Here is a 24,085-nt window from a genome sequence, read left to right as displayed (position 1 = left end):
CCCCTCCCTCAGGTCATCCGCCCCGTCTCGGCTTCGTGCCGCGGCGGGGCGGTTGCCGTTAGGCCACGGCGGCGGTGTTCCCGTCGAGGTGTTCGTTCGCTGCAGACCCAATGGACCGGTGTCTGACTTCCCGCCACTAGATGGACCGGCAGCAGGTCGCCGTTTGCCTCGTAGTCCCACTCTGCGAGGAGGTGCGGCTGTGTCGTAGCCAGGTCATTAAAACCACGGAGAACGCGCTGATTGGAGCAGAACACGCATGTGCCGCTGGACCGGACCTTGTTGCTTACGATGGCTTGCCAGGAGTGGTCATACTCGCAGTCGTCCGCGCGCCACCACACCGCCGCACTAGCGTTCGCGGCTACGTCGCTGGGCTTGAGTTCGCCGTTCTTGCTGGGGTCCCACAAGGCGGCAACTTCTGGGTAGAGGTCGGCGAGAGATTGACCTGACTTTGGGCGTCTACGTGCCGCCCCGGCCCGCGCCCGTCCACAGTCGCGGCAGCCCTGGCCCTCTGCTCGTTTGGCTACCAGCTGCTTCCAGTCGCCGTGCGCGCAGCTCGCGGCCCACCACACTTCGATTTGCGCGCTGGCGCCAACGTCTGCCGGTGTGAGGTCGCCGTTCTTGGTGGGGTGCCACTGCGCAGCGAGGTCGGGGTGCAGTTCGGCGAGGGAGCGTCCCGGGCGGGGTCGTCGGGGTCCGCGGCTTCCCTTGCCTTCGCTCGGCCGGCCGGCGGCCGCCCCCTCCCCCACCTCCTCACACTTCGGACATCCGACGCCTCGGAGGCATCGGTCGGCGATGGTGGCGGTGTAGCTGTGGCCGTTGGGGCAGTGCCAGCTGGCGACGTCGTCGCTCTGCGCGGTGAGTTCGAGGGGGCGGAGGTGCCGGTTGGCGGTGTTGTCCCACTCGGCGAGGATGTGCGGGTGGGTCGTGACGACGTCGGCGCGGCTGCATCCTGTGTTCGGCTTGCTGGGCATCAGGATCTCTATGCGCGGAGATCTGCTGCTAGCTGCGGCCCGTTATGGAGTTGTTACCTTGACGGCTCGGTGGCCCGCGACTGCGGGTGGGGGCGACATCGGGACGTCCCTGTTTCGCTCACGCTCATTCGCGGCGAGCCGTTCAGGTGGGGCTGCCGGGCATCCACTGCTGCAGGGCGGGGTTCCATGCTCCGACGGCCGCGTCGGCTAGGACGGGGTCGATGAGGGTTCGGACGACGTCGACGCCCTGGTCGAGTCGCCGATGGTTCTGGAGCGGCGTTACGTCTCGGCTGAGCTTGCTGTACGTCGCGGTCCATCCTCCTGGGATGCGCACGGTCTGCGGTAGCGGGATGCCGCGTCGGCTGAACTCGGTGACGATGGCGGTTCGGAGCCTGACGGCGTCGGGCGAGCCTTGAAGTGCGATCACTGCGAGGTCCACGAGGTCTTTGGTTCTCGAGGACGGCTGCCCGTCGCCATACGTGTCGTGCATCGCTGCGAGCTTGTCGGCGATTTGGTCCTCGAGCGCGAGGATCGCATAGGACCGTGTCTGCAGCCGAGGTAGGGGAAGGCGGAATTCAGGTGTCCATGGTGTGACAGGCAGCGCTGGTCGCTTGCGGACGCCGAGGTCGACGCTGACCGTGCCGTGCGATGTCACTCCCAGATATATCTGGAATCGCACCTTCGCCGCCTGGAGGTCATCCCGCTGATCGGCGTCTGTAGCGTAGTCGGTTGCTTCGTGCACAAAGCGGAAGTGATCCCCGAGGTCCGCTTCGGCTCTGCTGATGAGGTCGGCTACGGCGTGTTCGATGGCACCGTCTGCTTGGTCGAGGTCGATGTCCGTGGTAGTTCGCGCTCCAGAGAATCGGGCGAGCATGGACATCCCTCCAATGACCACGAAGGGGCTGTCTTCGGGTTCGAAGACGCGGGAGAGGAAGCGGTCGAAGTATGCAGCGGAGGTGAGCGAGGCTACGCTCTCGCCGGTTTGTTTCGCTCGGATCTGGGCCGCTGTCCTGATCGCGGCGCGAACACCGGCGGGCTCGCTGTACGGTTCAATCGTCATCAGAACTGTTCTGGTCGTCGTTGCTGGACGACTTACGCAGGGTGGCTGCGGGAATCTCCCGGACTGCGTCGATGACGCCCGGCGACACCGCCCGGGCGGCGATCGCCGCCAACTGAGCGTGAGGTATCGCAGCCTTTGCGAGTGCGTTGAGCTGCGCGTGCGGGACGGCTGCGGCGGCAATCGCTCCCAGGTCCGGAATCATGATCGTGAGGTTGGCGAGCAGATTGGTTGCCTGGTCCGAGAGGTGAAACTTGGCGGCAAGCTCGTGGATTGGCGCGAGTTGCTCTTTGAGGTAGGTGTCGAGGTACGCCTTCGTTGCTGGGTCGAGTATCGGAGGGACGACCCCCTTGCTGATCAGTGTCGTCAGGCGCCCGCTGGCGTCGGTGCCTGCTCGCTCCTCCATTTGCGCGTAGACCGCAGCGCCGTCGTTTTCGGGAAGCCCTCGGCGTGATGCAACGGGTGCGAGGAGGTAGGCGAGACGTTCCCGGTCGGGTTCCTTGCCTTGGGTGACGGCGTCTCGAAGGACGTCTGCGGTGAGCGAGTCGTCTTCGTGGTCGAGGACGAGGTCGGCGAGTGTGCGGGTGACCGTGGTGGTCGGAATCCCCTCGACTGTGGTGACGTCGATGGGGTCCACGTCACGCTGACGGAAACGAACGTCGTCGCGTTTCGTCTGTCGCCGCCGGTTGCTGAAGAAGGTGTACGGGCTCGGTTGGAGGTCACCAATTCGATGGAGCCAGGCTGCCGTTGCTCCTCCGGCGATGACGTCTGTGTTGCTGCGGGCGGATGCTGGCGTTCCCGGTTCGGCAGCAAGCCAAGCGGCATGAAGGTCGTCGAACGCTGAAGCGGGCGTGCCGGTGAGCCGGTACACGCCTTGGCTGAGTCGTTCGAGGCGTCCCGCCTGAGTGAGCCGGGTGAGTTCAACGCGCGAGATTCCGCAGTTGGCTGCTTGCCGAGCGGTGAGGAGCCCCCACTGCTCGGCAGTCAAATTGGAGACCGCTGCCTCCAATTGCTTCGCTCGCATGCTTCGATTGTATCACCCGGATGCAACGAATGCAGCGTACGCCCGGGCTCGCCACCCTGGCGCACAGCTGCGGACTGTGCGAACGCCTGACCTCGCCCTGTGGCAGTACAGCCGCATCGGACCGCCAGCGCAACGGTGCGCGTCGGTTCCGAGGTGACGCGCGACGGGGGACGCTGGTGGTCGCTTTTCCTTGCTAACCACCCATCGAGGCCGTCTTTTTCGGTGCTAACCATCCAATCACGTAGCTTTTACAGTGCTAACCACCCATCGAGGCCGTCTTTTTCGGTGCTGACCACCCACGACCGCGTAATCACCTGGCCGTACGCCGGTCGGTGTGCGCCCGTGCCCCATGGGCCTGCGCTGCTGCCTCCTCAGTGCGGTTCCGGTGCCGTGTCTCCTGCGGCTTCCATGTCCTGCAGCATGTCGGCGACGAGGGAGCGGGCACGCGCGAGAGCTTGGGCCTGGTCGTGGTCTGTCCATGACAGGGACGGGAACTCTGCGATGGTGCAGACGTACGCGTTGTCCTCGTCCGACCAGACGACTCGGTAGGTATAACGAGCAGCTCGACGTTCGGCGTTCCGCTTCGACGTCATCCGGCGCACCGCTCTGCGTCCGTTCGAACACTTGTTCGAATCGAGTGTCGGTTGCTCTAGCTACTGTCGTTGATCCGGGGACGGCAGCGGCTGGTTGCTCCCGGTGTCATGAGCTTGTCTGGCCTCGTGTGCGCCCTCTTCGCGCCGAGGCCTCGTCAGCTCTGTTCGTCGCACACACGAGGGGAAGATCATGATGAACCTGGAGGCACCGCTGACCACCACTGCCGAGTTCGTTCTTTCGGAAGTTGAGCTGCGAGAGGTCGCGCAAGCGGTGGTCGCCGCCTGCTGGGACCGCAGCGAACCACTCGGAGCAGTCGCCGACCACTGGGCCGGCACCATCACAGGCACCACCGCCGGCACACCACCACTCGAAGCCGTCGCCGCCACCATCGGACAACCCCTCACCGCCGTCCACACCCTCCTCGAGCAGGTACGAACCGTCGCACGACACGTCCACGAACAGGAAACCGGCGGGCTGCCGGCACCGTGGTGAGCGGTAGAGGCGTCCGCGGTTCCGCGCAGTTGCTAGCGGTCGGCTTTATGTGGCTCGTCCGGTCGGGCCCGATCTTCGCGTCCAGGCGGTGACGCGAGGTCAAGGAGCCCGGCTGTCGAGTAGACGCGCCCCTCCGGGTCCGGCTAGCTGTTACCTAAACCGGGGCTTGCTCACCCGGCTGCGCGCCTCGAGTTCTGTCGATTAACACTTTCGATTGCCCTACGTCGGGCAAGCGGTATCCCTGAACCGGAGACACCGTTCGGGTCCAGCATGTCCACTCGGGCTCGCAAGATCTTTCCGTCGATGAGGTCCGCGTCGAGCAAGGCGTTGACGAAGGTGATGTCTTTCGGCCGATTGGCCACAAGCTTCGCGGCGCAGAGGTCGTGGGGATCTAGGCAGAGTCCGGTGGTCCCTGGGGCTCCGGGCGGCTTGACCGGCACCAGCCGTTTCATCCAACCGCTTGGCAGGTTTGCGGTGCGCTTCCCGACGCCCTGTATGTAGAAGCCGTTGTCCTGATGGAACTGTGACATCTCGCCGAGCTGGCCGTCCAGCAGGTCTGCGACGATCTCGTTGGGGTCGTCGGCCACCGGTGCGATGTCTACTTCATCGCTGAGGGTGACTAACTCGGGGAGGTCTTCCTCGCCGTAGGTGCCGAGTATGGATTGGCTGCCGATGATGTAGACGTTGCTTTGCCGGACAATTTCGCAGGCTCGCTGAATGGCGAGGTCCAGGTCGGCCCGTTTCAAGCTGATGCCCGTCGGATCGCCTCGATGCGTTCGTCCTGTGACAGGGCGCCCGCGAAGGGGCTGTTCTGCCTGAGTTCCGCTGCGTGCTCGTTCGTTGCGAGCATGGCGTCGACGAGCGCGCCGACCGATGAGGTGGTCAGTCGTTCCCACTCGTTGAGCCATTCGTGTGCGAGTGGACCGTGCACTCGATCGCGCATCTTCTTGAGGTTGTCCGGAACGACGGAGAGGACGCTGTCGGGGTCGTCAATCAGTTTCTTCGCCACTGCGCGGTGCAGCTCGAAGCTGACGCGGTCCTCTCGGCGTTCGAAGGGTGCGGCGGGTCCCGCCGATACAGGACCGGCCGCCAGCAGCGCCTTTCGCAGCGTTCCGAGCTGGATTGCGCCACGCGCCTCCGAGCGCTCCATTTGTGACACCGCGGTTGGGCTGACATGCAAGCGACGGGCGAGCTCGCGCACGGAGACGTTGTTCGCTTGGCGGGCGCGCCGTATGGAGCTATCGACCGACGGCGGTTCCTTCTGCGGCATCCCAACCTCCTGATGTGAAGCTACAGCTGCACACTATTCTATGCGCGGAACCCCGGTAGCGACAGCGCCCGTCACCTTCTCTGGTGGCGGGCGCTGCTGGTCGCGGACGGGCTCGGGCGGTTAGTGACGCTTCTCAACGCAGGTGAGCATGCTTCTCACCGTTGAGACGGAGCGCTGCAGGCAATGACGCGCGGTTCCGGCGTTGTCCGCGCATAGAGGGGGTGTGCGTGGTTCGGCGTTGCGGGAGGCGATGGCACCTGGTGGTGCTGGGTCGCGTCAGCGTGCGTACCGGTTTGCGCTGGACCCGACCCCCGCGCAGACTCGGGCGCTGCTGTCTCACGCGGGCGCGGCGCGGGTGGCGTTCAACACGATGCTCGCCGTGGTGCGGGCGAACCTGGACCAGCGGGCCGCGGAACGCTCCTACGGGATCCCCGACGTGGAGCTGACCCCGTCACTGTCCTGGTCGAAAGTCAGTCTCCGGAATGGGTGGGTGGCGCGGCGGGATACGGTGGCGCCGTGGTGGCCGGAAAACGCCCGGGAGGCATACACATCCGGCTGCTTCGCCCTCGCCGCAGCGCTGGACAACTGGTCGAAGTCGCGGAACGGTGCGCGGGCTGGCGCGCCGGTCGGGTTCCCACGGTTCAAGTCCCGGACCCGGTCGAAGCCGTCGGTGAAGTTCGAAGGCGTCACCGCGAAGCTGCTGCCCACCGGGCACACCATTCACTTGCCGCGCATCGGGAAGGTGCACACCCACGAATCCACCCGGAAGCTCGGCCGGCTCGTGGAAGCGGGGCAGGCGAAGGTGAACTCCGTCACCGTCTCTTACGACCGCGGCCGGTGGTTCGCCGCGTTCCAGGTCGAGCAGGTCACCATCGTCCGGCCGCGACCGCTCGGCCCGAAGTCCGTGGTCGGTATCGACGTGGGAGTGAAGGACCTCATCGTCATCGCCCGCCCCGACGGCACCGAAGTGGAACGACTCCGCGCACCGAAAGACCTCGCGAAAGCCGCCGCGACTCTGAAGGCACTACAGCGGCAGGCCGCCCGGCAGGTTGGCCCTGTCGACCCGGTGTCCAAGCGGCGGCAGCAACCCTCCGCGGGCTGGCTGCGGACCCAGGCGCGCATCCGGCAGGTGCACGCTCGGGTGGCGAACCTCCGCGCCGACCGGCTCCACAAACTCACCACCCGACTCGCACGCGAGTTCGATGTGGTCGGCATCGAGCACCTCAACGTCCGGGGCATGACCGCGCGGGCGAAGCCGAAGCCGCACCCGAGCCGGCCGGGGGTGTTCCTGCCGAACCGGCGGCGGCAGAAAACCGGGCTCGCCCGGTCCGTCGCGGACGCCGGATTCGCGACGCTGCACCAGCAGCTGCAGTACAAGACGTCCTGGTTCGGGAGCACCCTGGTGCGCGCGGACCGGTTCTACCCGTCCTCCAAAACATGCTCCGGATGCGGGTCAGTGAAAGCCAAGCTGACCCTCGCCGAGCGGGAGTACGTATGCACCACCTGCGGCCTGGTCATCGACCGTGACCTCAACGCCGCAGTCAACCTCGCCCGCCACGCAGCAGCGTCGGTAGCGGAGGAGTCAGGTCCGGACGAGGGTAGCTCGTTCGTCAGCGGTGGAGGCACCCAGAAGCCCCGACCGGCATTCGCCGGCACGGGCAGGAGCCAACGAAACCGCAACCCCACCAGCACCACGGGGACTCCCTCGCCGCAAGGCCAGGGCAGCACTCAACCCGGTGAGACCAGTCTCACCTCAGATGAGAACTGACAGTTAGCTGTTCAGTCTGACGAGGGCGAGGGGGTCGCGTCCTGGTCCTCGGTCGATTCCGAGGACGCTGACGTGGTAGTTGCGGGGTCCGTTGCCGGTTCGCATTTCGAGGTCGCGGGTGCTGACGGTGGATCCGGCGTCGGCGGCGTCGATGAGAAAGTCACGGACGTCAGTGGGGTCTTCGGTGAGGACGTCGCGGAGGCTTCGTCCTTGTCCGAATTCTTCGCGGCGCCAGGCGGGGGTGTTCATGAGGACTTGGAGGGTGAACGGGTCGACGATAGCGATGGGGTCGTTGACGAGGCTCATGAACGCGTCGAGGGCGTTGTCGGTGGGGTATTCCTCGGCGAGGTCTCGGTCGGCGAACACTTCGGGGACCTCGTAGCTGAAGCCTTGGAAGATGAGTTCGGTGTCGTTGGACATTTTGCCTTTGGAGGCGACGAGCCGGAGGTGTTTCTTGTGCCGGTTGGTGGTGCCGTACCCGGCGATGGCGTTGAAGGTGGCGCAGCGGACGCCGGCCCAGTCGTCCCAGTAGCCGTCGCGGAGGGAGGTGAAGAAACGGAGGGTGTCCCCTTCGACGATGAGTTCGCTCGCCCAGACGTCAACCTCCCAAAACGACCTCCGAGCCAGGTCGTCGGCCACTTCGTAGAGGTCGAACAGTTCCCGGTTCCAGAAGGTGCGACGGCCGGTGATCTGGGAGCCGTTCATGCTGACCACCCATTCCCAGCTGCCGACAAGTGGCGGCGGCGGGGTCTCCTGGTCGGCCGGCCAGACGCCAGCGAACACGCCGACGATGGTGTGGCTCCATGGGGAGACGATCTGCCGGGTTTCGACCCGGTACGTCTGCCCGCCGTGTTCGACGGTGATGGCGGTGTCGCCTTGCACCTGCAGGGTTGCCTGGGTGACGCGTCCTTCATCGAGGAGGAGCCTGCGCGGCACTTCTTCGAGGAGTTTCCGGGCGGACACGGGTCCGCAGACCTCATCACCGCAGATGACGAGCTGCTTGGCTTCGGGGCCGCAGAACAGACCCCATTCCCCGATGCCGAGTTGGCTACTCACGCGCCGCCGCCGACGGACACGGTGGAGCCGGACATGTAGGTGCTCTCGGCGGTGTTGATGATGGCGCTGGCGATTTCATCGGGGGTGGCGAGGCGACCCATGGGGACGTCGGCCATCATCGCGGCGCGGTCGTCGTCGGTCATCGCGGCGATCATGTCGGTGTCGGTGGTGCCGGGGGCGACGACGTTGATGCGGAGGCCGCGGTTGGCGTATTCGCGGGCGAAGGAGCGGGCGAACGCTTCGATGGCGCCCTTGGATGCGGTGTAGGTGGTCTGCCCGGCGACGCCGTACTTCACCGACATCGACGACAGCAGGACGATGGAGCCGGAGCGCTGCTTCATCATCGGCTTGAGGGCGGCTTTCGCGGCGAGGATGGGTCCGACGGTGTTGACGCGGAGGACTTCGAGGATGTCGTCCTCGGACGCGCGCATGAGGAGGCCGTCCTTGGTGATGCCGGAGGAGACGATGAGGACATCAAGTCGGCCGAGCTCGCTGAGGGCGGCAGCGAAGCCGTCCTTGATGGACGCTCCATCGCGGAGTTCCATCTCGACGGGGATGACGCCGTCGGGGACCTGCCCGCCGGCGCGGTGGGTGCCGGCGACGCGGTAGCCACGTTCGACGAGTTGGCGGGCTGTTGCCGCTCCGATGCCTCGGGAAGCGCCGATGACGAGGGCGGTTTTCTGGTCCGTGGAGACGTCACTCATTGCACAAGTATCTCTGCGTTGCTCTGGACAACTCCCGTCGACGAGCGCGTTTAGCGACCCCGTTTGTGGGGCCCCTGTTCTGGGGTGAGGGGTACGTGAACCTCAGAGTTGCCTCCGACTCCGCGTGTGCATACGCTCTGAGGACACGGACTTGTACCCTTCCGACGGATGTCGGCGGCGGTGTCCATTCCCCTTCTCGCACTCTGCGTACTCAAGGAATGTTGATGCCTGCCCCGGCTGTAGCCTCCAAGCTTTCTCAGGTCAGTGACCGCGTGTGGTTTGCCCACTCGCCGCTGGTGAACTGGACCATCGTCACCACGCCGCGCGGCGTGGTCCTCATCGACGCTGGCTACCCCGCCCAGGCTGACCGTGTCCTCGGCGACATTCGAACGGTCGCAGCGGTGTCTGACGAGCAGGAGCTCGCCGCCGTTCTCGTCACCCACGCTCACACCGACCACATCGGTGGGGTTCCCGGCGTACTTGCTCAGCACCCGCAGGCCGCCGTCCTTGCCGCTCCGGTTGAGGTTGCCGCCGTCCGTGGGCCCGAGCGGGAGCAGATCACGCTCGGAAAGATGGGTAGGAAGCTCCTCCGCCCGAAGTTTCTCGCGTGGCTTCGCGCAGGTATCAGCGCCGGCGGTCTCCGCCCGGTCGCTATCCCCACCGCTCGAGGGTTCACTGCGGAAGAACTGGCTGACTTCGGTATCCGCGCGCACCCAGCGGCGGGGCACACCGCTGGAAGCACCGCGTACGAGATCCTCGGCGACAACATCCTCGTCACCGGCGACGCGTACGTCACCGACCATCTCACCTACCGACAGCCAAACAGCGGCGCCATCGACCCGCTGTTCAGCGCTGACCCCGCTCAGGCGAAACGGACCGCCGAAGCGTTCCCGTTGGACGTCACCGTTCTTCCCGGCCACGGCCCGGCTCGCATCGCAGCCATGGCGTCGACGTAAACCCGCTCCGCGTCGGGCTTCGTCTCGGACGCCGCAGCAGCAACTTCATCACCGCTTGCGAGCGCAGCTCGCACCATTTCCGTCCAGGGGGACGTGACGTTGACCAGCACATTCAGTGACCCGGTATTCGGAGGAGAGTTCTCCATCCGCGCAACCAGGAAAGCCGCACTCCGACCGGTCATCCACGATCACGGATACGAGGGGATTCAGCACTTGCCTACTCCCCCACCAGTCGCAACCCGACCGCCGTGCAACACCGTTCCGGCGCCGTCATCCCAGGTCGAACCACTCAACGCTTCTAGAGGATTTATGTTCACGGTAGAGCACCTGTCCGCAGTCGCCAGCGACAACACGCCCATCCTGTCCGACATCGAGTTCCGTGAGGTCATGCAGATGACGATCGCCACCTGCTACGACATGTCCCTGCACCTCGGCTCCGTCGCCGATTACTGGGCGGACGCGTTCTTCAGCAACGACGCCGCACCGTCCCTCACCGCGCTCGGCACCGCGCTCGGCATCACCGTCACCGCCGCTCGAGCACTGCTCGCACAGGTGCGAAACGTGAGCCGCCGCGTCCACCAGGACGAGACAGGGCTCCCCGCCACCTGGTGAAAGCTCCGCGGCCGTCCTTTCAGTGGGGGGAGGACGGCCGCGGTTAACTTCCCCGTCCGGCGCTACGCCGGACGGGCTTCAATTTCGAGGTACTCCTGTCGGCGAGACTCGTCGAGGAGGCGCTGCGCCCGCGGCAGCCACTTTCGGATCCTCAGTGCGTTGGCGCCTGCGGCTGCCCAGATAACGCCGGTGAGCAGGTGGAGCGAGAGACGCGGAAGGTCCCCATGGTTCACCACATCGAAGGCGGAGACAACCAGCCAGATCCCGCCGACACCGAGCTGCAGGTACGCGTAGCTCACACCTCGTCCAACGACGCCGGCTAGGTACCGGACGCGCGCCCGCGGAGTGACACCTTTGGGCTCCGAGCCCCCGCGAACCCAGTGGCGGAGCGACTCGGTGCGCGTGTACCCGCCCTGGCGTCGCCAGGTGAGAATCATGAGTAGGGCGATAGCGACAGCTACCGCCACTGCTACCCCAGCGCGGACGAACTCGGGCAGATGCGGGATCTCCGTCGAAATCAGCAACCAGCCAGCAGCCATGATCACCGCGACGGCGACAACGCGAAGCCAGCCGAAGCCGTCAATCTCGCGGAGTCGCATACGGCCGAGCCTACCCCGACGTGGGGATTCGTCACCTGCTAGTCGCGGCGCTCCTCATCGTGTTCAGTCGGTGGCCATCCAGCCCCAGAGGCCGTTCTCCACGCCGGCTTCGAACTCGGCACGGGACAGGGTGGTGGACGCGCCGAGCCGCTTGAGCTCCCGCTCCTGGCTGACGCTCTCCTCCGCCAGCGGCTCACCCTGCGCAGCGGCGATGAACCGGTTCCGCTGCTCCTCCGCGAATCCGCGGCGGGACTTCGGGAACGTCTTCATCTCGAGGTGCTGACGGAGGTTCTCCGCCTCGAACGCGAAAATGCCCCGCAGCGAGTAGATCTCGGTGACCGCTTCCGAGTACGCGCCGGAACGACCCGAATACGGCAGGGTGGCGATCTCCGTAGCGACCTCGTCAGCAGCATCACCGTGCTCGGCGAGCAGGGCCCGGAACCGGCTCGCCCGCACCGCCGGGTCCTCGACGAGCAGCGGCTGCTCCTGCTCGTACTCATCGTTCGTCAGCGTCCCGTCGAGACCGAGCGCCTTAAACCCGTCTCGGATGCCGCGTCGCACCGACGGAGTGAACTCCACTGCGGCGTACTCGCCCCGCGCAAGCATGCGGAGCCGGTCCACCGACTGAACGGCAACCCCGTAGCGGGTTTTCGGGAACGACGAGATGCCTTCGTAGTGAGCCTCAAGCACTCGCGCTTCGTAGGCGGCGGCGCGACGCAGCTCGTAGATGTCGTCGAGGGCCCTGGCGTAATGCGGGGTGATGCCGTTCTCCGGCAGCGAGTCCTTGCGGATGAGGTCCGCCGCAAGGTTCCGGGCGTCGTTGTCCGGCAGGTTCAGCCGGTCGGACAGGATCCCGGCGACCGCGTCGTGGTGCAGCTGCACGTCCTCGAAACCGCGCCGGCGGTCACGGAAGTACTTCACGGCGGGCGCCGTCGCTGTGGTCATCGGCTGGTCCTTCATCTGCTCGGATTGCGCCGCGTTCCGCGACACACCCTCTATGCGCGGAACCGCCGTCTGCTGTTGACCGTACCGGGCCGGCTCCCCCACCGGAGCAAGGCTCACGGCCGCTTCAGAATGCGCCACCGGAGCGAACGCACCCGACGAGACGAGCGCACCGTCACCGTTCCGGTAGCTGCCGAGGCCAAGCGCCGTTCGGCGAGTAGAAGATAAAGTCACGCCAGGTGTGTGCGCGGCGAAACAAAACCCACCTCATCAGTCGAGCTCAGCCCCTGCTCGCTATCCTTGGTCCACCGGCGCGTACGCGACCAGCGGCGTGTCGTTCCTCTGACAGTCGCGCACCGCATCCTGCATCGCGGACGTGAACGTCGCACCGTCCGGGTTGAACTTCGCACCCTTCACCGTGGGCGGCGAGGTGCTGATCGCATCCTGCAGCGACGCCAGATCCGCCACCAGCCCCCGATTCGGTGTTCGGCTGAGCGCGGACAGGTTCGTCGACGCCAGGTTCACGATCGCGGCATACCCGTCGTCCTCAATCGTTCCGGCGCTGAGTTCAGTTTCCGCTGCCTGCAGGTTCGTCTGCAGTTCGGTAAGCCCCGCGCAGGTGACGGCGATGTTCGGATCAGGAGTGTCCGAAGCGAGCGCCTTCGCCGTGTGAGCTGAGGAGCGGGTTGCTGTGACGTGTGGCGCAGGGCTCGAGCACGCCGCCAGTGAAAGGATCACGACGACTGCGGAAGCAGCGGTGAGCAGAGTTCGCACCAGCCCTCCTTAGTATGGCAGGTTCCATTGGAGGTTACCGCTCCATTTCAGCGTTCCGCACCCACTGCCACCGCACTGGTCTGCCAGCTTGTACTCGACGTAGAAAGCACCATTTGGCCAGACGACCGAACCGCCCTTGTACGTCGTTGTGTACCAGGTGTTCAGCGGTGGGCTGTCCTTCTCCCAGTAGATGGTTCCGTTGTCCTCGAGCCGCAGGTCGATAGTCGCGCCGCCGGTTACCGAAGTCACCTCCGTCCGAACCTCGTTTCGACCACCCTGGGCGTTGATGTACTGGTTGACTCCGACGATCCAGTTTTCGTTGTTGCCGCTTCCACTGATCGCTCCGGAGTTCGCACTTGCGGGTTCCGCAGCGATGGCTCCCCCGCCGGCGAGGAGCGCTCCAATGGTGATGGCCGTGACGAGGCGCTGCTTCCCGCGCATCAGTTGCTCTTCTCAATGTTTAGGGTGGAGCACATCATGGTGAACTCGGCCTGGTGTGCGGACACGTTGTCCTCCGACGCAGTGGAAGCGATCGCGGCTTCGAGGTCGCTTTCGGGGACGTGGCCCGACACCGACGGAAGCGCCATATAGGTGCTCATCTTCAGGTGGGTGTTGGCGTTATCCGCCTGGATGGCGGTGAGGTTCGGCTGCAGGGAGTAGTCGAGCCACGCGCACCGCCAGTACTGGGCGGCGAGCACATCGGGGAGCCCCTCCTGGTAGACGCGGGGTCCTTTCCCGTTGGCTTGCATTTCCGCTGGCGTCGCCGTCGGGAACTGGTAGCCGGTGGGCAGCGCTGCCGGGAAGTGCCCGGTGACCGCAGCCCACACCGACGGCACCTGCGCCTGCGAGTAGAACCCCGACCCTTGCGAATGGATCGACGGAGCGAGCAGCTGCGCGTCGGTGGCGTTCGCGGGGATGACCGACGCGTTCGCCGAACCGATGGCTCCTGCGGTTAGAGCCATCACCGCGGCGGCGCCGATGGCTAAGCCGGCGAGCGTTTTCTTCTTCAAGCTTTCCCCCTTGTGATGTGTGACGCTGGCTGTCGGCCATGAAACTAACTGCCTGCGAACAGCGGCCGAATGAGCGCCTCAAGGTCGCCCCAAGCGGCGACGGATAGGACGCAACTCGGAACCTATCCGTGGTCGCGGTTTCATCGGAATGGCCCGTTCGGCCCACTTCATCAGCAGTTGCTCGTCGTGGCCCGAATGGGCCATTTCCCCGTGAATCTCCCTTCCCCGCGGCGGTCAACGCCGAGAAGCCTCGTGCACAGACCAACATGGTCCACAGGAACAGACGGAAGGCACAGCAATGGCAGATCAGTGGGTACTCGCATCCCAGCAGTGGCTGAACAAGACGTTCGGCTCGGTGTCCGGTTGGACGAAGGTCACCGAAGACGGCGTCACCGGGCAGGGCACCGAAAACGCCCTCATCGAAGGGCTTCAGCACCTGCTCGGCATCAGCCCCGTCGTCCCATCCTTCGGTCCGACGACTTGGACGGATTTGCAGGCACACGGGAACGTCACCGGCAGTGACAACTCCACCTGGATCACGCTCGTGCAAGCAGCCTTGTACTGCAAGGGATACAGCGGCGCCAGCCTCGACGGTATCTGGTCAGACACCCTTCCTTCGGTGCAGAAGCTCTCCGCGGACCTCGGATTGAGTGGCACCGTCACCGGCCTCACTCCGAAGACGTTCCGGGCGCTCCTCAGCACCGACCCTGCAGTGAAGGTCACCGGCGGGTCTGACGCTGTGCGGCAAGCCCAGCAATACCTCAACGCCACCTACGGCAGCCACACCGGCTTCTACTACAACGCGACAGGCGGGATCTTTGACCGCACGACGCAGCAGAACCTGGTCCGCGGCATTCAGTACGAGCTTGGGCAGTCAGACAGCGCCGCTGATGGTGCGTTCGGCCCGGGTACCGGCAGCCAGCTCAAGGCCAGCACCGCATCCGTTGTCCGTGTCGGTTCCACCGGGAAATGGGTATACCTGTTCAAGGCCGCGCTGCTCTTCAACGGTTACCCGGTGCCGTTCAACGGCACCTTCACTTCCTCCGACAGCGCAGTGGTGAAGCAGTTTCAGCAGTTTGAGGGGTTCACTGCTGCAGAGCAAACCGGCATCGGCGACTACACCACCTGGGCGGAACTCATCGTCAGCACCGGCGACCCCACCCGCCCCGGCACCGCTGCCGACATGGCAACGACCATCACCGCCGACCGCGCTGCCGCACTCAAAGCAGCGGGATACACCACCGTTGGCCGCTACCTCACCAACGAACAGGTGACAAACCCGCTCGACAAGAACATCAAGCCCGGCGAACTCGCCACCATCTTCGCCGCCGGACTCCGCCTGTTCCCCATCTTCGAAGAAGGCGGCTACGCGCTGTCCTGGTTCACCGCAGCGCAAGGAACAGCAGACGCTGAACGTGCCTACGCAGCTGCCGTTTCCTACGGCATCCCGGCCGGGGCGACGATCTACTTCGCGGTCGATGTTGACGTCATCGAAGCGGACGTCGAAGCTGACATCATCCCGTACTTTCAGGCCATTGCCACCCGGATGAGCGAGCGCGACTACGACAACCGATACGCGGTCGGCATCTACGGGTCGCGGAACACCTGCGCGCTGGTCTCTGCTGCTGGGCTTGCCCGTGCGTCCTTCATCGCCGGGCTGTCCACGGGCTTCAGCGGGAACCTCGGCTACCCCCTGCCACAGAACTGGACGTACAACCAGATTCAAACGCTCACTGTCGGCTCGGGCAGCGGGGCAGTGCAGATCGATAAGGACGTCGCGTCCGGCCGAGACCCTGGCATCAGCAGCGTCAACCCGACAGGCGCCCTTGACCAGCTGTTCGACTGGCTCGACGCCGTGCAGGCTTTGGCCAATCAGTGGGCGGCAAGTGGGAAGGGACTCGGCTACGCCGCGAACCAGTTGTTCCTTCAGTACCTGCGTTACCCGACCTATGGAGCGAACAAGTCCACGGTCGGCGGCGGCACCGACACCAGCGGAACGCTCGCTCCAATCGAATGGGACGTCGTCGCCGGCGTCGGAGACCTCGACTTCATCACTTGGGCTGAAGCGCAAGGCGTGGGACGAATCGAACACTTTGTCGAGCCGAGTAAGTGGGCCGTCGAGATGGGTACGGAGCACCTCGCAGCGTCAGCGGACGCTGTTCGCCAACACGGCATCAACAGTGACCTGAGCATCAACCTCGGAGACGGTGGCGGCTGGGTGGGTGACTTCTTCACCCAAGCAACTGAGTGGAAGCTCGACCCGTCTGGGTCAGCCATTGGCAAGACAGCACAGAACTATCTCCTCGAGCACATCGCCACGACCACGCCCGGAGCATACGACACCTTCCCGCGGGAAGACTTCTTCGAAGACATCGATGGGATGCTCCTCGGACATGCCATCCAGCAGGCACCGAACGAGAAGGCTGCCGACATCATTCGCGCCTATTACACGGATCCCACGTCGTACAACAACCGCTTCGCCGACGCTTACAACCTCCGATTCGGTGGAAACGACTCGGAGTTCTACAACGTCGTCGAATCCACGTTCACGCAAAGCTCCGATGGGGCCTTCGACGCCTTCCGCACTGGAATCAGCCTCCTGCAACATGTGCATCTGGTCGGCGACCTGAGCGCCACAGATCAGGCGGGCTCCGCCGCGGCGTTCGTCCAGGTGTTCAACAGCTACCGGAACGGGTAATCATTCGACTGGCGGATGGCAACGATGGTAGCGGGCGGCACACTGGACTCATGCCGCCCGCTAGCATCGTCCCCCATAGGACTCGACACCTGGTTGTCGCCGTGGTTGTCGCGCTGCTGGTCGCGATCGCAATTCCGGTGGGCGTCGTCGTGGGCGTGACGCTCGCCGCCCGGCACGCCGCTGAGCAGGTGGACCGGCCACGAATGACTCGGTTCGGCAAGTGCACCTTCACAGGGACAACACCGTGCCGTCACGTTCCGAAGGCAGCAATCGAACGGTACGGGGATGTGTCCATCCCCGCGGGCGCGACCATCGTCGAGACCAGCGCTGAACCGTATCGAGACATCGCGCGAGAGGACCCGTACCTCAGCGCAGTCATCGAACTGCCTCGCGGCGACACTCCGCGTGACTGGTTCCAAACCGCAGCCCCTGTTCCAGCCACAGCTGACAGCGCAACCGCCGGTGGCCTCAGCGCGTACGGCGTCACCGGGATCACAACAGCGTCCGAAGGAGCGCAGACGCTCTGGGCCGGCACAAAGGACGGCCGAACCTGGGTGTCAGTCCTCGTGTGGCTGAACTCTTGAGGCGGGCACGGAACGCCCGTGTAGCGGCCCTTGTCGCCGCCCTCGCGGCAGGGGCGCTCAGTGTCGCTGGATACAACACACTCTTTCCGCACACCACCTTCGGAAGATGCCTCGCACTGACCCAGCGCTGCAACCATGTGCCGCTGGAAACCCTCGAGCTCGCATCCGGACTGGCTTGGGCCGATCCTGATGCGCGCGTGTTGCAGTCGTCGGCATCGCTGCCCGGCACCGTGGGGCTGAACGGTGGTCCGGCGTATGTCAGCGGACTCATCGAGGTTCACGGAGCCGGAGAGCCCGTAATTCGAGGCGATGGGTACACCGCTGCCGAGACGAACAGCAGCCTCGCACTGCTGACAGACAACGGCCGCAGAGCATTGAACAACGCCGACGCTACCGATATCAGCGTGCTTCGAAGGCGGGGGAACCTGGTCGCCCTTGAGGGACACAAAGGGAACTCCACCATCGTCTACATCTACTCGATCATCAAACAGGGATGAGGTGGATAGCGCAGACGCCACCGTTGTCCGCGTTGCTGCGAAGGCGGGGGAACTTAGTCGTTCTTGAGGGGTACTTGGTCGGCGGGGGCTATAACTCGCTCACCGATAAGGAGAAGACGAAGTTCGGGAAGGCGTTCTCTGACATGTTCCGCATCAATTCCCTCGAGAAGGAGTAGACGAATCCGTCTTCCGGGTGACGAAACGGAGGGCACGCTTGCGGCAGACTCTGGGCGTGCCCTCCGATTCGTGGCGCCCGCGCCTTGGCAGTGCTCTCGGCGCTGGCGCGCTCATCCTGGGCATCCTCCTGTTGCTTCTCGGAGGAGTCTTCGGTGGCCTGTTCTGGGCGGCCAGCGCTATCCGTTCCGGGGTTCATCCGGCAGCGGAACCGAGCAGCTCCACGTACGGCGTCTGCGACGGGCACTCCCCGTGGTCCTGCACGGCGGTTCCAACCCGAACCATCGAAGCCAAGTTCGGCCGCACCATTCCGCAGGGGGCAACAGTTCTTACGGCTGAAGCCGAACCAACTGCCGGCATCACCGGACGTCCCCAGATTCAGGTCGTCGTGGAACTTCCGAAGGGTGCCACGGCGGACTCGTGGCTGTCCATCCTCAGCCACGACGCTGTTCCTGTTGCCGACGCGGCACAAGTGCCGGAATTAGCCGAGCTCGGGGTGACTAACATCACCGGCGGAGCGACCGGCTTCACCTCCGTGTATGCGGGACAGCTGAACGGACGCGTCTACCTGTGGGCGTACTCGAGGTTGTAGCGCAGGTCGGGCCGCTGCTAGAGCAGCCCGAGGAGGTGTGCTTTGCGGACGGCGTCGAGGCGGGATACGGCGCCGAGTTTGTCGCTGATGTTGGCGAGGTGCCGTTTGATGGTGCCTGGGGCGAGGTTGAGGTGTTGGGCGACTTGCTGGTTGGTGAGCGCGCTGGCGACGAGGGTGAGTACTTCGAGTTCCCGGTCGCTGAGTGGGGCGGCGTTGGCGGAGTTGGTGGGGAGGCTGTGGTGGTCCGTTCGGAGCGCGTCGGCGACGGTGTCTACGGGGTCGGTTTTTGACAGGTAGGCGGTGACGCCGCGGGTGAGGAGGTCGCGGCGGAGCGCGTCGTCCTGGTGCATGGTGAGGACGACGATGCGTGTGTGTGGTCGTTGTCGGCGGAGTGCGGCGACGGTTGCGAAGACGGATTGTCCTGGCATTTCGACGTCGAGGATGACTGCGTCGGCGTTGTGTCGGACGGTTTCGGTGACGGCGTCAGCGCCGGTTGCTGCTTGCGCGACGACGTGCATGTCGGGGATGGTGCCGAGGAGGGCGTGGAGCCCTTCGCGGAACATCGTGTGGTCGTCGGCGAGCACGAGTTTCATTGGCGGTTCCCGTCGCCGAGGGCGACCGCTGCTGTCGGCTGGACGGTGAGGGCGATGGTGGTGCCGTCGCTGCTGGTGGTGATGGTGAGGGTTGCGCCGAGGAGCGCCGCTCGTTCGCGCATGCCGGCGAGGCCAAGCCCGTCTTCTTGCCGGGTGCCCATTCCGTGTCCGTCGTCGCTGATGGTGACGGAGACGTGGTCGGGTTGCTGGCTGAGATGCACGCGAACGGTGCGGGGGTGGGCGTGCCGGACGGCGTTCCGCACCGCTTCGAGGGTGATGGCGAGGATTTCCTCCTCCTGCCATCGCATGAGGATGCCGTCGGTTCCGGTTCCGGTGATGCGGAGGTTAGCGGCGCCGGCGACTGCTTCTTCCGCGAACCGGCGGATGGCGGTCTGCAGCCCGTCACCGCCAACCTGCTCCCGGAGGCGGGAGGCGACGGAGCGGACGTCGTCGACAGCGCCGCGGAGCAGCGTGGCGGCGTCGAGGAGCATCGTGTGGCGAGCATCGTCGTCGGGAAGCCGTCCCGCGAGCTCAACCCGTTGCAGCGATGTCAGGATGCCGTGCGCAACCCGGTCGTGGAGGTCGCGGGCGATTTGGGTGCGGGTGTCATGTTCAGCGGTCATGAGCCGACGGCGGAGCATGTTCGTGTACGCGATAGCGCCGGGTGGAAACCGCCGCCAAATCGCATGGTGGAGTGCTCGTGCGGCATCAGCTGCGGTAAACCCATCCTTCGTCAGCGTGACGGTGACCGGTTCGATGGCGACATCGAACAGTGCCTCAGCAGCCATAAGGCTCTCCGCCGGATGCACGTTCTGCTCCGCACGGAGCTCAGCGGTTGCCGCGAACCCCGGATCGACGTAATCGACGCTGACAGCGGCCGGCCGCTGTCCGGACCGCACGGTTCTCACCGTCTCGACAAGGATCTCCTCGACGTTCCGCAGCAGCTCCTGATCCAAGGTCCCTGTTGCCGCGAGAGGACCCCGACGCGCAGCGAGCAGCCCAGCGAGGCGCCCCGCAACAACCTCAATGAGCCCCTGAACGTCCTGCGTATCCTGCTGAGTTCCCACCACTCCCCCTCCCCCGACCATATCGGCCGACGACAACGTTCCGGAGGCACCTGCCCGAACCATCAGCATGCGGGTGGGGGATTCGCCCCCTCATCGGACGCCGGTCAGGGTTCGTACGTCGATGCGGATGAGTTCGATGCGACCGTCGCCGCGCTTCCAGTAGTGGAGGCGGCGGGCGGAGGCGGTGTTCGTTTCGATGTTGGCGCGGAAGCAGACGGCGCCGTCGGCGCGGACGTGGGCGGGGGCGTTGCCGGCGTCGCTGGTGCGGAGCGGGTGGACGCGGCGGGCGGGAAGGTTCTCCCGGCCGGTGAGGATGTCGACGACGCAGCGGAGCGCTTTGCTGGTTTGGGTGTCGGTGAGGTCGGTGAACGAGTCAACGAAGCCGGGGAGCACGTCGTAGTCGGGTAGCGGGCGTTCCGTTTTCTCGGTGGCGGGGACGCGGTCCACCCAGGCGAGGAGGATGGCGTGCCGGGCGGCTGCGTCGGCGGTGGGGAACTGGTCGATGGGGATGGGGCAGCTGGTGGTGGAGACGGCGTTGCCGCCCTTCTTCGCGGCTCGGGCGTATCGGCGGCCGGTTTCGCGGACGGTTTCCAGTGCGACGGCGAGTTTCGCTTCGACGCGTGCACGGGTGAGGTCCGCGTCGCGCAGCTGCTGCTGTGCGGCGGCGAGCTGCTTTTCGAGACTGGTGATGGTGTTTCGCAGAGTCCGGTTGGTGTTCCCCGTCTGGATGGCGTTCAGCCGTTGGTTGTCCTGCTCGAGCGTGGCGATACGGGCGGTGAGGGTGGCGACCTCGGCGATCAGGTCCTTCCGGGTTCGCGGCGCCGGCTGCGACTCCTGCGGTGGCGGCTGCTGCTGACGCTGCTCATGCTGTTCGGTGACGGCCGACATGATGGTGTCCCAGTCGGGCCCGTCGACGGTGAGGGTTTGCGTGCTGGCGCCGGCGCTGCTCGTAACCGTCGCCTCGTACGCGGGCGGTGCTGCTGCCGCGGTGGCCTCCACGACCCGGCGGGTGAGGGTGTCGGTGATGTGTCGGCGGTCTGAGTCGGCGTACGCGAAGACGATGGGGGCGGCAGTGCGGTCATGAAGCCAGTCCGTGCCGGGCGGGTACACGCGGGCGGCGCCACCGTAGACGGTGAAGTCCTCCCCGAGCCGATCGCCGAGACGAAACGTCAGCGGCCCCGTGGGAATGACGCTGATGAAAGAATTGCCGCCGAGGTCTCGGACCACCTGGTCCATGAGGAACCGCGGCTGCACGTCACCGGCGGGGGTGGAGAGCACCACGACTGGCATGTCCCGGTTCGGGTCCTCCAACAAGGTGGCGAGCCTGGTCACATCGTCGGTGGTTTCCACGTGGTCAACGTGCGTCTGCGTCGACGTCATGGTCTGCCGGTGCGGGCCGGAAACGGATGCTGGAGCGTCCGGGCTCGCGTCGAGCGCTGCAGCTGGATGCTGCTCTCCGTCACCGCCATCCCCACCCACGCTTCCAGTGTGGCCCCGAGCAGCGACGACGTCGACGCCCCACCCCGAGTGTCCGTTCAGTCCCGTCCGTTCACACCGTGACTACGCGCGGACCAAAGCCCGACGCGACGCGGAGGGGCACACCCAGCCGCTCAGAGGTTCCCGTCGATGACGTTGCGCCTCCTCGGGCGTGAACGGCCGGTAGTCCTCGCTCATGCGGTCGTGAAGTCGCGGGCGAGGAGGATGAGCCCCTTCGCGAGGAACAGGTCCGGGGTTTGCGCACGAATGAAGGTGCGGTATTCGTCGGTGGCGTCTTCGCCGTCCCACATCCACTCCGGCACGAGTGGCGCGCAGTCGGTCATCCACGCGGCGGGGGTGACCCCGCGACCTTCGAGCGCCCACGCGTAGGCGGTGGCGATGAGGGTGTCGTAGCGGCTGTCGCCGGTGCTCGGCGGAACCATGGTGAACGAATTCGGAAGACCCGGGAGCCGGGCTGCGCCGGCGACACGGCTGATGGCGTCCGGGATGAGCCGATTCGCTGTTTCCGTGTCACCGGCGTCGAGGCTGCGGCCGACGAGTCGCGCGAGGTGTGCAGGCGTGATGAGCGCCGGGTCCGCCATGCGGTTCAGCGTAGTTCGGTGTGCGCGCACACGTCCGCTATGGGCGGAACCGACGAACGTGTGGCGCCGCATCGGCTACGCCAGGTACCCGTCGGTGTTCGCTGCGAATTCCAGCGCGCCGGCCCACATGCGGTGGCCGTAGTGGGGGCGGGCGAGGATGGTTTGCGCGACGGCTGCCTGGTCGGCTCGGTCGAGGGTGCCGAACGGCGCGAACAGCGCCGCGGTTTCCTCCGGGGATGCTTCGCCGTCTTCCCACTTCTGCGCGACCTGCACGGCGTCCTTTACGACTCGCTTGGCGGTGCGGGCGGTGAACGGCTTGACGGAGCCCTGCACCGCTTCCGGGGCGCCGTCTTCGCCGGCGAACACGTTCCATAGCTGTCGTCGCGCCTGCTGGCGGGTGAGGTCTTTCTCCTCGACCATGTCGGCGAGGCGGTGCGCTCGAGCGGACCCGTCCGCGACGAGCGGGTCTGCGGCGACGGGTTCGTCGAGCGTGGTTTCCGCGTCGAGGGAGTTGACGATCACTTCACGGTGGAAGTGCTTCGACGGCCGGTGGTTCTTGTCGTGCCAGTTGTCGCGGATCTCCTCGGCGACAGCGTCCCCTTCGGTGGCGGTGAGGTGTCGGCCGAGTTCCGCTTCGAGGGCTGCGACGCGGAGCTTCCAGTCGCGGAAGCCGCGGGAGTCCTCGTGGCGGCGGTGCCCGTCAACGTGGCGGGAGGCGGTCTTCCGCGCGACGGACCGGATGAACCCGCCACCGATGGTGGTCTCCGCGCCCTTTGCTCGGGCGGTCGCTGCGGTCTTGTACACCGCAGCGATGGTCTCCCCGGCGACTTCCTCGACGAGGGTCCACGGCAATCCCATGCGGGCTACTTCCTGGCCTGCGAGCCGCTGCGCGTCGCGGACGATGTTGTCCTCCCCCATCTCGAAGGTGACAACGTCCGCCTGGACGGGATGCTCCACGGGCGAGTCGAAGAACACGTCAACGTCCTCGTCGATGGCGAGGTACGACGCGGTGAGGTCGACGCTGTCGTCCGCTTCGGAGCGCACGAACCCGTCGAAGTGGCCGCTGTTTCCGGGCTTCCCGGTGTCCGCGTTCCGGAGCTGGCGTGTGGTCGTCGTCATGACAGGCATGTGTGCGGGCATGCGGCGGACCGCTTCAGCATTGTGCGAGGTCGCGGCGGATGACGGCTTGGTCGGAGGCGTTCACGGTCAGGTTGTAGTCGTGGACGATGTAGACGAAGCGGGTGATGTAGGTGCAGATGTAGGCGTGGTCGGTGGGGATCCAGCCGGCGGGCCCATGACTGTTCTTCCCGTCGGTCGCGTGCTCGCTGACGACGGTGAGGTTCGTTTGGTCGGCGGCGAACTGTGCCCGCTTCGCTGCGGTCCAGGTGTCCGCTCCGTTGTTCCACGCCCACGCGAGTGGGACGACCGCGTCGACGGTGACGGTGGCGGGGTTGCTGCGCGTGTACGGCTGCTTGATGCCGGTGTACGGGTCGTTGAGGTGGCCGGCCGCGACGACGCAGCTGCTCGGTGCTCCGACGAAGGTGATGCCGGTGAGGCCGAGGGTGAGGGCTTTGTTGTGGACGGAGCAGCCGTCTGCGGGGGTGGTCCACGGTGTCCCGAACGCTGCCCGAGCGTACGGGCGGGTGGGTGCCGTGGTGGTGACGGTGAGGTGGTCGAGGACGTGCACCGCGGTGGAGGGTGTGCGGGCATCAGCAATGTGGCCGGTGAGACCAGCATGCTGGAGGGTGTCGGCGACCTGCTTCGCACCGTCGGAGACCGCCTTCGGTGGCGCTGACGGGAGCTGCGGTGCGGCGGAGTGCACCGCACCCGCGGCTTGGTGTTCCTTCGCCACGAGGGCGGGCGCGAACGACCCGACGACCGTGTTCCACTGCCCGGTGCTGATGAGGAACCAGGTCAGCACGGTGAGTGCCAACGCGGTCACCAGCAGCTTGCGTCCCATGCCGGTTCTGTAT

The 24,085-nt window shown here is 65.8% G+C and carries 26 protein-coding genes; 8 read left to right on the top strand and 18 right to left on the bottom strand.

Features of this window, described 5'->3' with window-relative positions; genetic code table 11:
* Positions 1-8: 8 nt before the first annotated feature.
* The 3 genes from DEI94_RS19810 to DEI94_RS19350 all read right to left on the bottom strand — a co-directional run bounded on the left by DEI94_RS19810 (position 9) and on the right by DEI94_RS19350 (position 3,052).
* A complete protein-coding gene (locus DEI94_RS19810; protein WP_111025209.1) occupies positions 9-971 on the bottom strand; it encodes a zinc-ribbon domain-containing protein in 963 nt (320 codons plus the stop codon).
* Between the two features lie 142 nt (positions 972-1,113).
* Complete coding sequence (locus DEI94_RS19355) at positions 1,114-2,031, bottom strand: nucleotidyl transferase AbiEii/AbiGii toxin family protein (RefSeq protein ID WP_111025207.1); 918 nt, start codon at positions 2,029-2,031, stop codon at positions 1,114-1,116.
* Positions 2,021-3,052, bottom strand: a complete 1,032-nt coding sequence (locus DEI94_RS19350) for a type IV toxin-antitoxin system AbiEi family antitoxin domain-containing protein (protein WP_111025206.1) — start codon at positions 3,050-3,052, stop codon at positions 2,021-2,023. Before DEI94_RS19350 ends, DEI94_RS19355 begins: the two co-directional genes overlap by 11 nt.
* A 783-nt stretch (positions 3,053-3,835) precedes the next feature.
* Between DEI94_RS19350 and DEI94_RS19345 the strand changes: the two genes are divergently transcribed.
* Complete coding sequence (locus DEI94_RS19345) at positions 3,836-4,138, top strand: hypothetical protein (RefSeq protein ID WP_111025204.1); 303 nt, start codon at positions 3,836-3,838, stop codon at positions 4,136-4,138.
* 170 nt (positions 4,139-4,308) lie between these two features.
* Here DEI94_RS19345 and DEI94_RS19340 read toward each other — a convergent pair whose 3' ends face one another.
* Both DEI94_RS19340 and DEI94_RS19335 read right to left on the bottom strand, forming a co-directional pair.
* Positions 4,309-4,884, bottom strand: coding sequence for a DUF6036 family nucleotidyltransferase (locus DEI94_RS19340; protein WP_111025202.1), 576 nt, complete (start codon positions 4,882-4,884; stop codon positions 4,309-4,311).
* Positions 4,881-5,408: a helix-turn-helix domain-containing protein gene (locus DEI94_RS19335; RefSeq protein WP_111025200.1), complete on the bottom strand. Its 528-nt coding sequence runs from the start codon at positions 5,406-5,408 to the stop codon at positions 4,881-4,883. Before DEI94_RS19335 ends, DEI94_RS19340 begins: the two co-directional genes overlap by 4 nt.
* A gap of 250 nt (positions 5,409-5,658) precedes the next feature.
* Here DEI94_RS19335 and tnpB point away from each other — a divergent pair, with 250 nt between their 5' ends.
* Positions 5,659-7,176 (top strand): IS607 family element RNA-guided endonuclease TnpB, encoded by a 1,518-nt coding sequence (tnpB, locus tag DEI94_RS19330; RefSeq protein WP_284183759.1) that lies wholly within the window; start codon positions 5,659-5,661, stop codon positions 7,174-7,176.
* 3 nt (positions 7,177-7,179) lie between these two features.
* On the opposite strand, the gene DEI94_RS19325 is transcribed toward tnpB, so the two are convergent.
* Together DEI94_RS19325 and DEI94_RS19320 are read right to left on the bottom strand one after the other, a co-directional pair.
* Positions 7,180-8,232 (bottom strand): hypothetical protein, encoded by a 1,053-nt coding sequence (locus DEI94_RS19325; protein WP_146249366.1) that lies wholly within the window; start codon positions 8,230-8,232, stop codon positions 7,180-7,182.
* Entirely contained in the window at positions 8,229-8,936 is a 708-nt protein-coding gene (locus DEI94_RS19320) for an SDR family NAD(P)-dependent oxidoreductase (protein ID WP_111025194.1), read from the bottom strand. Before DEI94_RS19320 ends, DEI94_RS19325 begins: the two co-directional genes overlap by 4 nt.
* 224 nt (positions 8,937-9,160) lie before the next feature.
* Between DEI94_RS19320 and DEI94_RS19315 the strand changes: the two genes are divergently transcribed.
* Complete coding sequence (locus tag DEI94_RS19315; protein WP_181441671.1) at positions 9,161-9,892, top strand: MBL fold metallo-hydrolase; 732 nt, start codon at positions 9,161-9,163, stop codon at positions 9,890-9,892.
* Between the two features lie 309 nt (positions 9,893-10,201).
* A complete protein-coding gene (locus tag DEI94_RS19310; protein WP_111025190.1) occupies positions 10,202-10,504 on the top strand; it encodes a hypothetical protein in 303 nt (100 codons plus the stop codon).
* 62 nt (positions 10,505-10,566) lie between these two features.
* Here the strand turns inward: DEI94_RS19310 and DEI94_RS19305 are convergent, their stop codons facing one another.
* The 5 genes from DEI94_RS19305 to DEI94_RS19285 form a co-directional block, all read right to left on the bottom strand.
* On the bottom strand, positions 10,567-11,103 hold the full coding sequence (locus DEI94_RS19305) for a hypothetical protein (protein WP_111025188.1): 537 nt from the start codon (positions 11,101-11,103) through the stop codon (positions 10,567-10,569).
* Positions 11,104-11,166: 63 nt separating this feature from the next.
* A complete protein-coding gene (locus tag DEI94_RS19300; protein ID WP_111025186.1) occupies positions 11,167-12,048 on the bottom strand; it encodes a hypothetical protein in 882 nt (293 codons plus the stop codon).
* Between the two features lie 291 nt (positions 12,049-12,339).
* Positions 12,340-12,819 carry a hypothetical protein gene (locus DEI94_RS19295; RefSeq protein ID WP_146249365.1) on the bottom strand — a complete coding sequence of 160 codons (480 nt, stop codon included), beginning with the start codon at positions 12,817-12,819 and terminating at the stop codon, positions 12,340-12,342.
* 9 nt (positions 12,820-12,828) lie between these two features.
* Positions 12,829-13,260: a hypothetical protein gene (locus DEI94_RS19290; RefSeq protein WP_111025182.1), complete on the bottom strand. Its 432-nt coding sequence runs from the start codon at positions 13,258-13,260 to the stop codon at positions 12,829-12,831.
* The gene (locus tag DEI94_RS19285) at positions 13,260-13,829 is read right to left on the bottom strand and encodes a hypothetical protein (protein WP_111025180.1); all 570 of its coding nucleotides are present in this window, start codon (positions 13,827-13,829) and stop codon (positions 13,260-13,262) included. Before DEI94_RS19285 ends, DEI94_RS19290 begins: the two co-directional genes overlap by 1 nt.
* A gap of 298 nt (positions 13,830-14,127) precedes the next feature.
* On the opposite strand from DEI94_RS19285, the gene DEI94_RS19280 reads away from it, so the two are divergent.
* From DEI94_RS19280 to DEI94_RS19265, 4 genes are all read left to right on the top strand, one after another.
* Entirely contained in the window at positions 14,128-16,527 is a 2,400-nt protein-coding gene (locus tag DEI94_RS19280) for a glycoside hydrolase domain-containing protein (protein WP_111025178.1), read from the top strand.
* Positions 16,528-16,628: 101 nt separating this feature from the next.
* On the top strand, positions 16,629-17,111 hold the full coding sequence (locus tag DEI94_RS19275; protein ID WP_146249364.1) for a PIN domain-containing protein: 483 nt from the start codon (positions 16,629-16,631) through the stop codon (positions 17,109-17,111).
* Positions 17,096-17,608, top strand: a complete 513-nt coding sequence (locus DEI94_RS19270) for a hypothetical protein (RefSeq protein WP_146249363.1) — start codon at positions 17,096-17,098, stop codon at positions 17,606-17,608. The genes DEI94_RS19275 and DEI94_RS19270 overlap by 16 nt, the downstream gene beginning before the upstream one ends.
* Positions 17,609-17,840: 232 nt before the next feature.
* Positions 17,841-18,374: a hypothetical protein gene (locus tag DEI94_RS19265; RefSeq protein ID WP_146249362.1), complete on the top strand. Its 534-nt coding sequence runs from the start codon at positions 17,841-17,843 to the stop codon at positions 18,372-18,374.
* A 17-nt stretch (positions 18,375-18,391) separates the two neighbouring features.
* Here DEI94_RS19265 and DEI94_RS19260 read toward each other — a convergent pair whose 3' ends face one another.
* The 6 genes from DEI94_RS19260 to DEI94_RS19235 form a co-directional block, all read right to left on the bottom strand.
* A complete protein-coding gene (locus tag DEI94_RS19260) occupies positions 18,392-18,967 on the bottom strand; it encodes a response regulator transcription factor (protein WP_111025172.1) in 576 nt (191 codons plus the stop codon).
* Positions 18,964-20,103, bottom strand: a complete 1,140-nt coding sequence (locus tag DEI94_RS19255; protein WP_111025170.1) for a sensor histidine kinase — start codon at positions 20,101-20,103, stop codon at positions 18,964-18,966. Before DEI94_RS19255 ends, DEI94_RS19260 begins: the two co-directional genes overlap by 4 nt.
* Before the next feature lie 21 nt (positions 20,104-20,124).
* Positions 20,125-21,384 (bottom strand): hypothetical protein, encoded by a 1,260-nt coding sequence (locus tag DEI94_RS19250; RefSeq protein ID WP_146249361.1) that lies wholly within the window; start codon positions 21,382-21,384, stop codon positions 20,125-20,127.
* 320 nt (positions 21,385-21,704) lie between these two features.
* Complete coding sequence (locus DEI94_RS19245; protein ID WP_111025166.1) at positions 21,705-22,112, bottom strand: hypothetical protein; 408 nt, start codon at positions 22,110-22,112, stop codon at positions 21,705-21,707.
* A gap of 75 nt (positions 22,113-22,187) precedes the next feature.
* Positions 22,188-23,231, bottom strand: coding sequence for a hypothetical protein (locus DEI94_RS19240; protein WP_111025160.1), 1,044 nt, complete (start codon positions 23,229-23,231; stop codon positions 22,188-22,190).
* Between the two features lie 34 nt (positions 23,232-23,265).
* Positions 23,266-24,072, bottom strand: a complete 807-nt coding sequence (locus tag DEI94_RS19235; protein WP_111025159.1) for an HNH endonuclease family protein — start codon at positions 24,070-24,072, stop codon at positions 23,266-23,268.
* Between the last annotated feature and the right edge of the window lie 13 nt (positions 24,073-24,085).

It is taken from the genome of Curtobacterium sp. MCBD17_040, from assembly GCF_003234805.2.
Lineage (GTDB): Bacteria > Actinomycetota > Actinomycetes > Actinomycetales > Microbacteriaceae > Curtobacterium.
Note: the sequence above shows the minus strand (reverse complement) of the source record. Positions and strands in the feature narration are given on the sequence as shown.

Excerpts from the sequence above, each read along its gene's own strand:
- DEI94_RS19810 (WP_111025209.1), bottom strand. The coding sequence starts at position 971 with ATGCCCAGCAAGCCGAACACAGGATGCAGCCGCGCCGACGTCGTCACG.
- DEI94_RS19310 (WP_111025190.1), top strand. The coding sequence starts at position 10,202 with ATGTTCACGGTAGAGCACCTGTCCGCAGTCGCCAGCGACAACACGCCC.
- DEI94_RS19315 (WP_181441671.1), top strand. The coding sequence starts at position 9,161 with ATGCCTGCCCCGGCTGTAGCCTCCAAGCTTTCTCAGGTCAGTGACCGC.
- DEI94_RS19235 (WP_111025159.1), bottom strand. The coding sequence starts at position 24,072 with ATGGGACGCAAGCTGCTGGTGACCGCGTTGGCACTCACCGTGCTGACC.
- DEI94_RS19350 (WP_111025206.1), bottom strand. The coding sequence starts at position 3,052 with ATGCGAGCGAAGCAATTGGAGGCAGCGGTCTCCAATTTGACTGCCGAG.
- DEI94_RS19245 (WP_111025166.1), bottom strand. The coding sequence starts at position 22,112 with ATGGCGGACCCGGCGCTCATCACGCCTGCACACCTCGCGCGACTCGTC.
- DEI94_RS19300 (WP_111025186.1), bottom strand. The coding sequence starts at position 12,048 with ATGACCACAGCGACGGCGCCCGCCGTGAAGTACTTCCGTGACCGCCGG.
- DEI94_RS19290 (WP_111025182.1), bottom strand. The coding sequence starts at position 13,260 with ATGCGCGGGAAGCAGCGCCTCGTCACGGCCATCACCATTGGAGCGCTC.
- DEI94_RS19255 (WP_111025170.1), bottom strand. The coding sequence starts at position 20,103 with ATGCTGATGGTTCGGGCAGGTGCCTCCGGAACGTTGTCGTCGGCCGAT.
- DEI94_RS19240 (WP_111025160.1), bottom strand. The coding sequence starts at position 23,231 with ATGACGACGACCACACGCCAGCTCCGGAACGCGGACACCGGGAAGCCC.
- DEI94_RS19305 (WP_111025188.1), bottom strand. The coding sequence starts at position 11,103 with ATGCGACTCCGCGAGATTGACGGCTTCGGCTGGCTTCGCGTTGTCGCC.
- DEI94_RS19280 (WP_111025178.1), top strand. The coding sequence starts at position 14,128 with ATGGCAGATCAGTGGGTACTCGCATCCCAGCAGTGGCTGAACAAGACG.
- DEI94_RS19355 (WP_111025207.1), bottom strand. The coding sequence starts at position 2,031 with ATGACGATTGAACCGTACAGCGAGCCCGCCGGTGTTCGCGCCGCGATC.
- DEI94_RS19345 (WP_111025204.1), top strand. The coding sequence starts at position 3,836 with ATGATGAACCTGGAGGCACCGCTGACCACCACTGCCGAGTTCGTTCTT.
- DEI94_RS19335 (WP_111025200.1), bottom strand. The coding sequence starts at position 5,408 with ATGCCGCAGAAGGAACCGCCGTCGGTCGATAGCTCCATACGGCGCGCC.
- DEI94_RS19260 (WP_111025172.1), bottom strand. The coding sequence starts at position 18,967 with ATGAAACTCGTGCTCGCCGACGACCACACGATGTTCCGCGAAGGGCTC.
- tnpB (WP_284183759.1), top strand. The coding sequence starts at position 5,659 with ATGGCACCTGGTGGTGCTGGGTCGCGTCAGCGTGCGTACCGGTTTGCG.
- DEI94_RS19320 (WP_111025194.1), bottom strand. The coding sequence starts at position 8,936 with ATGAGTGACGTCTCCACGGACCAGAAAACCGCCCTCGTCATCGGCGCT.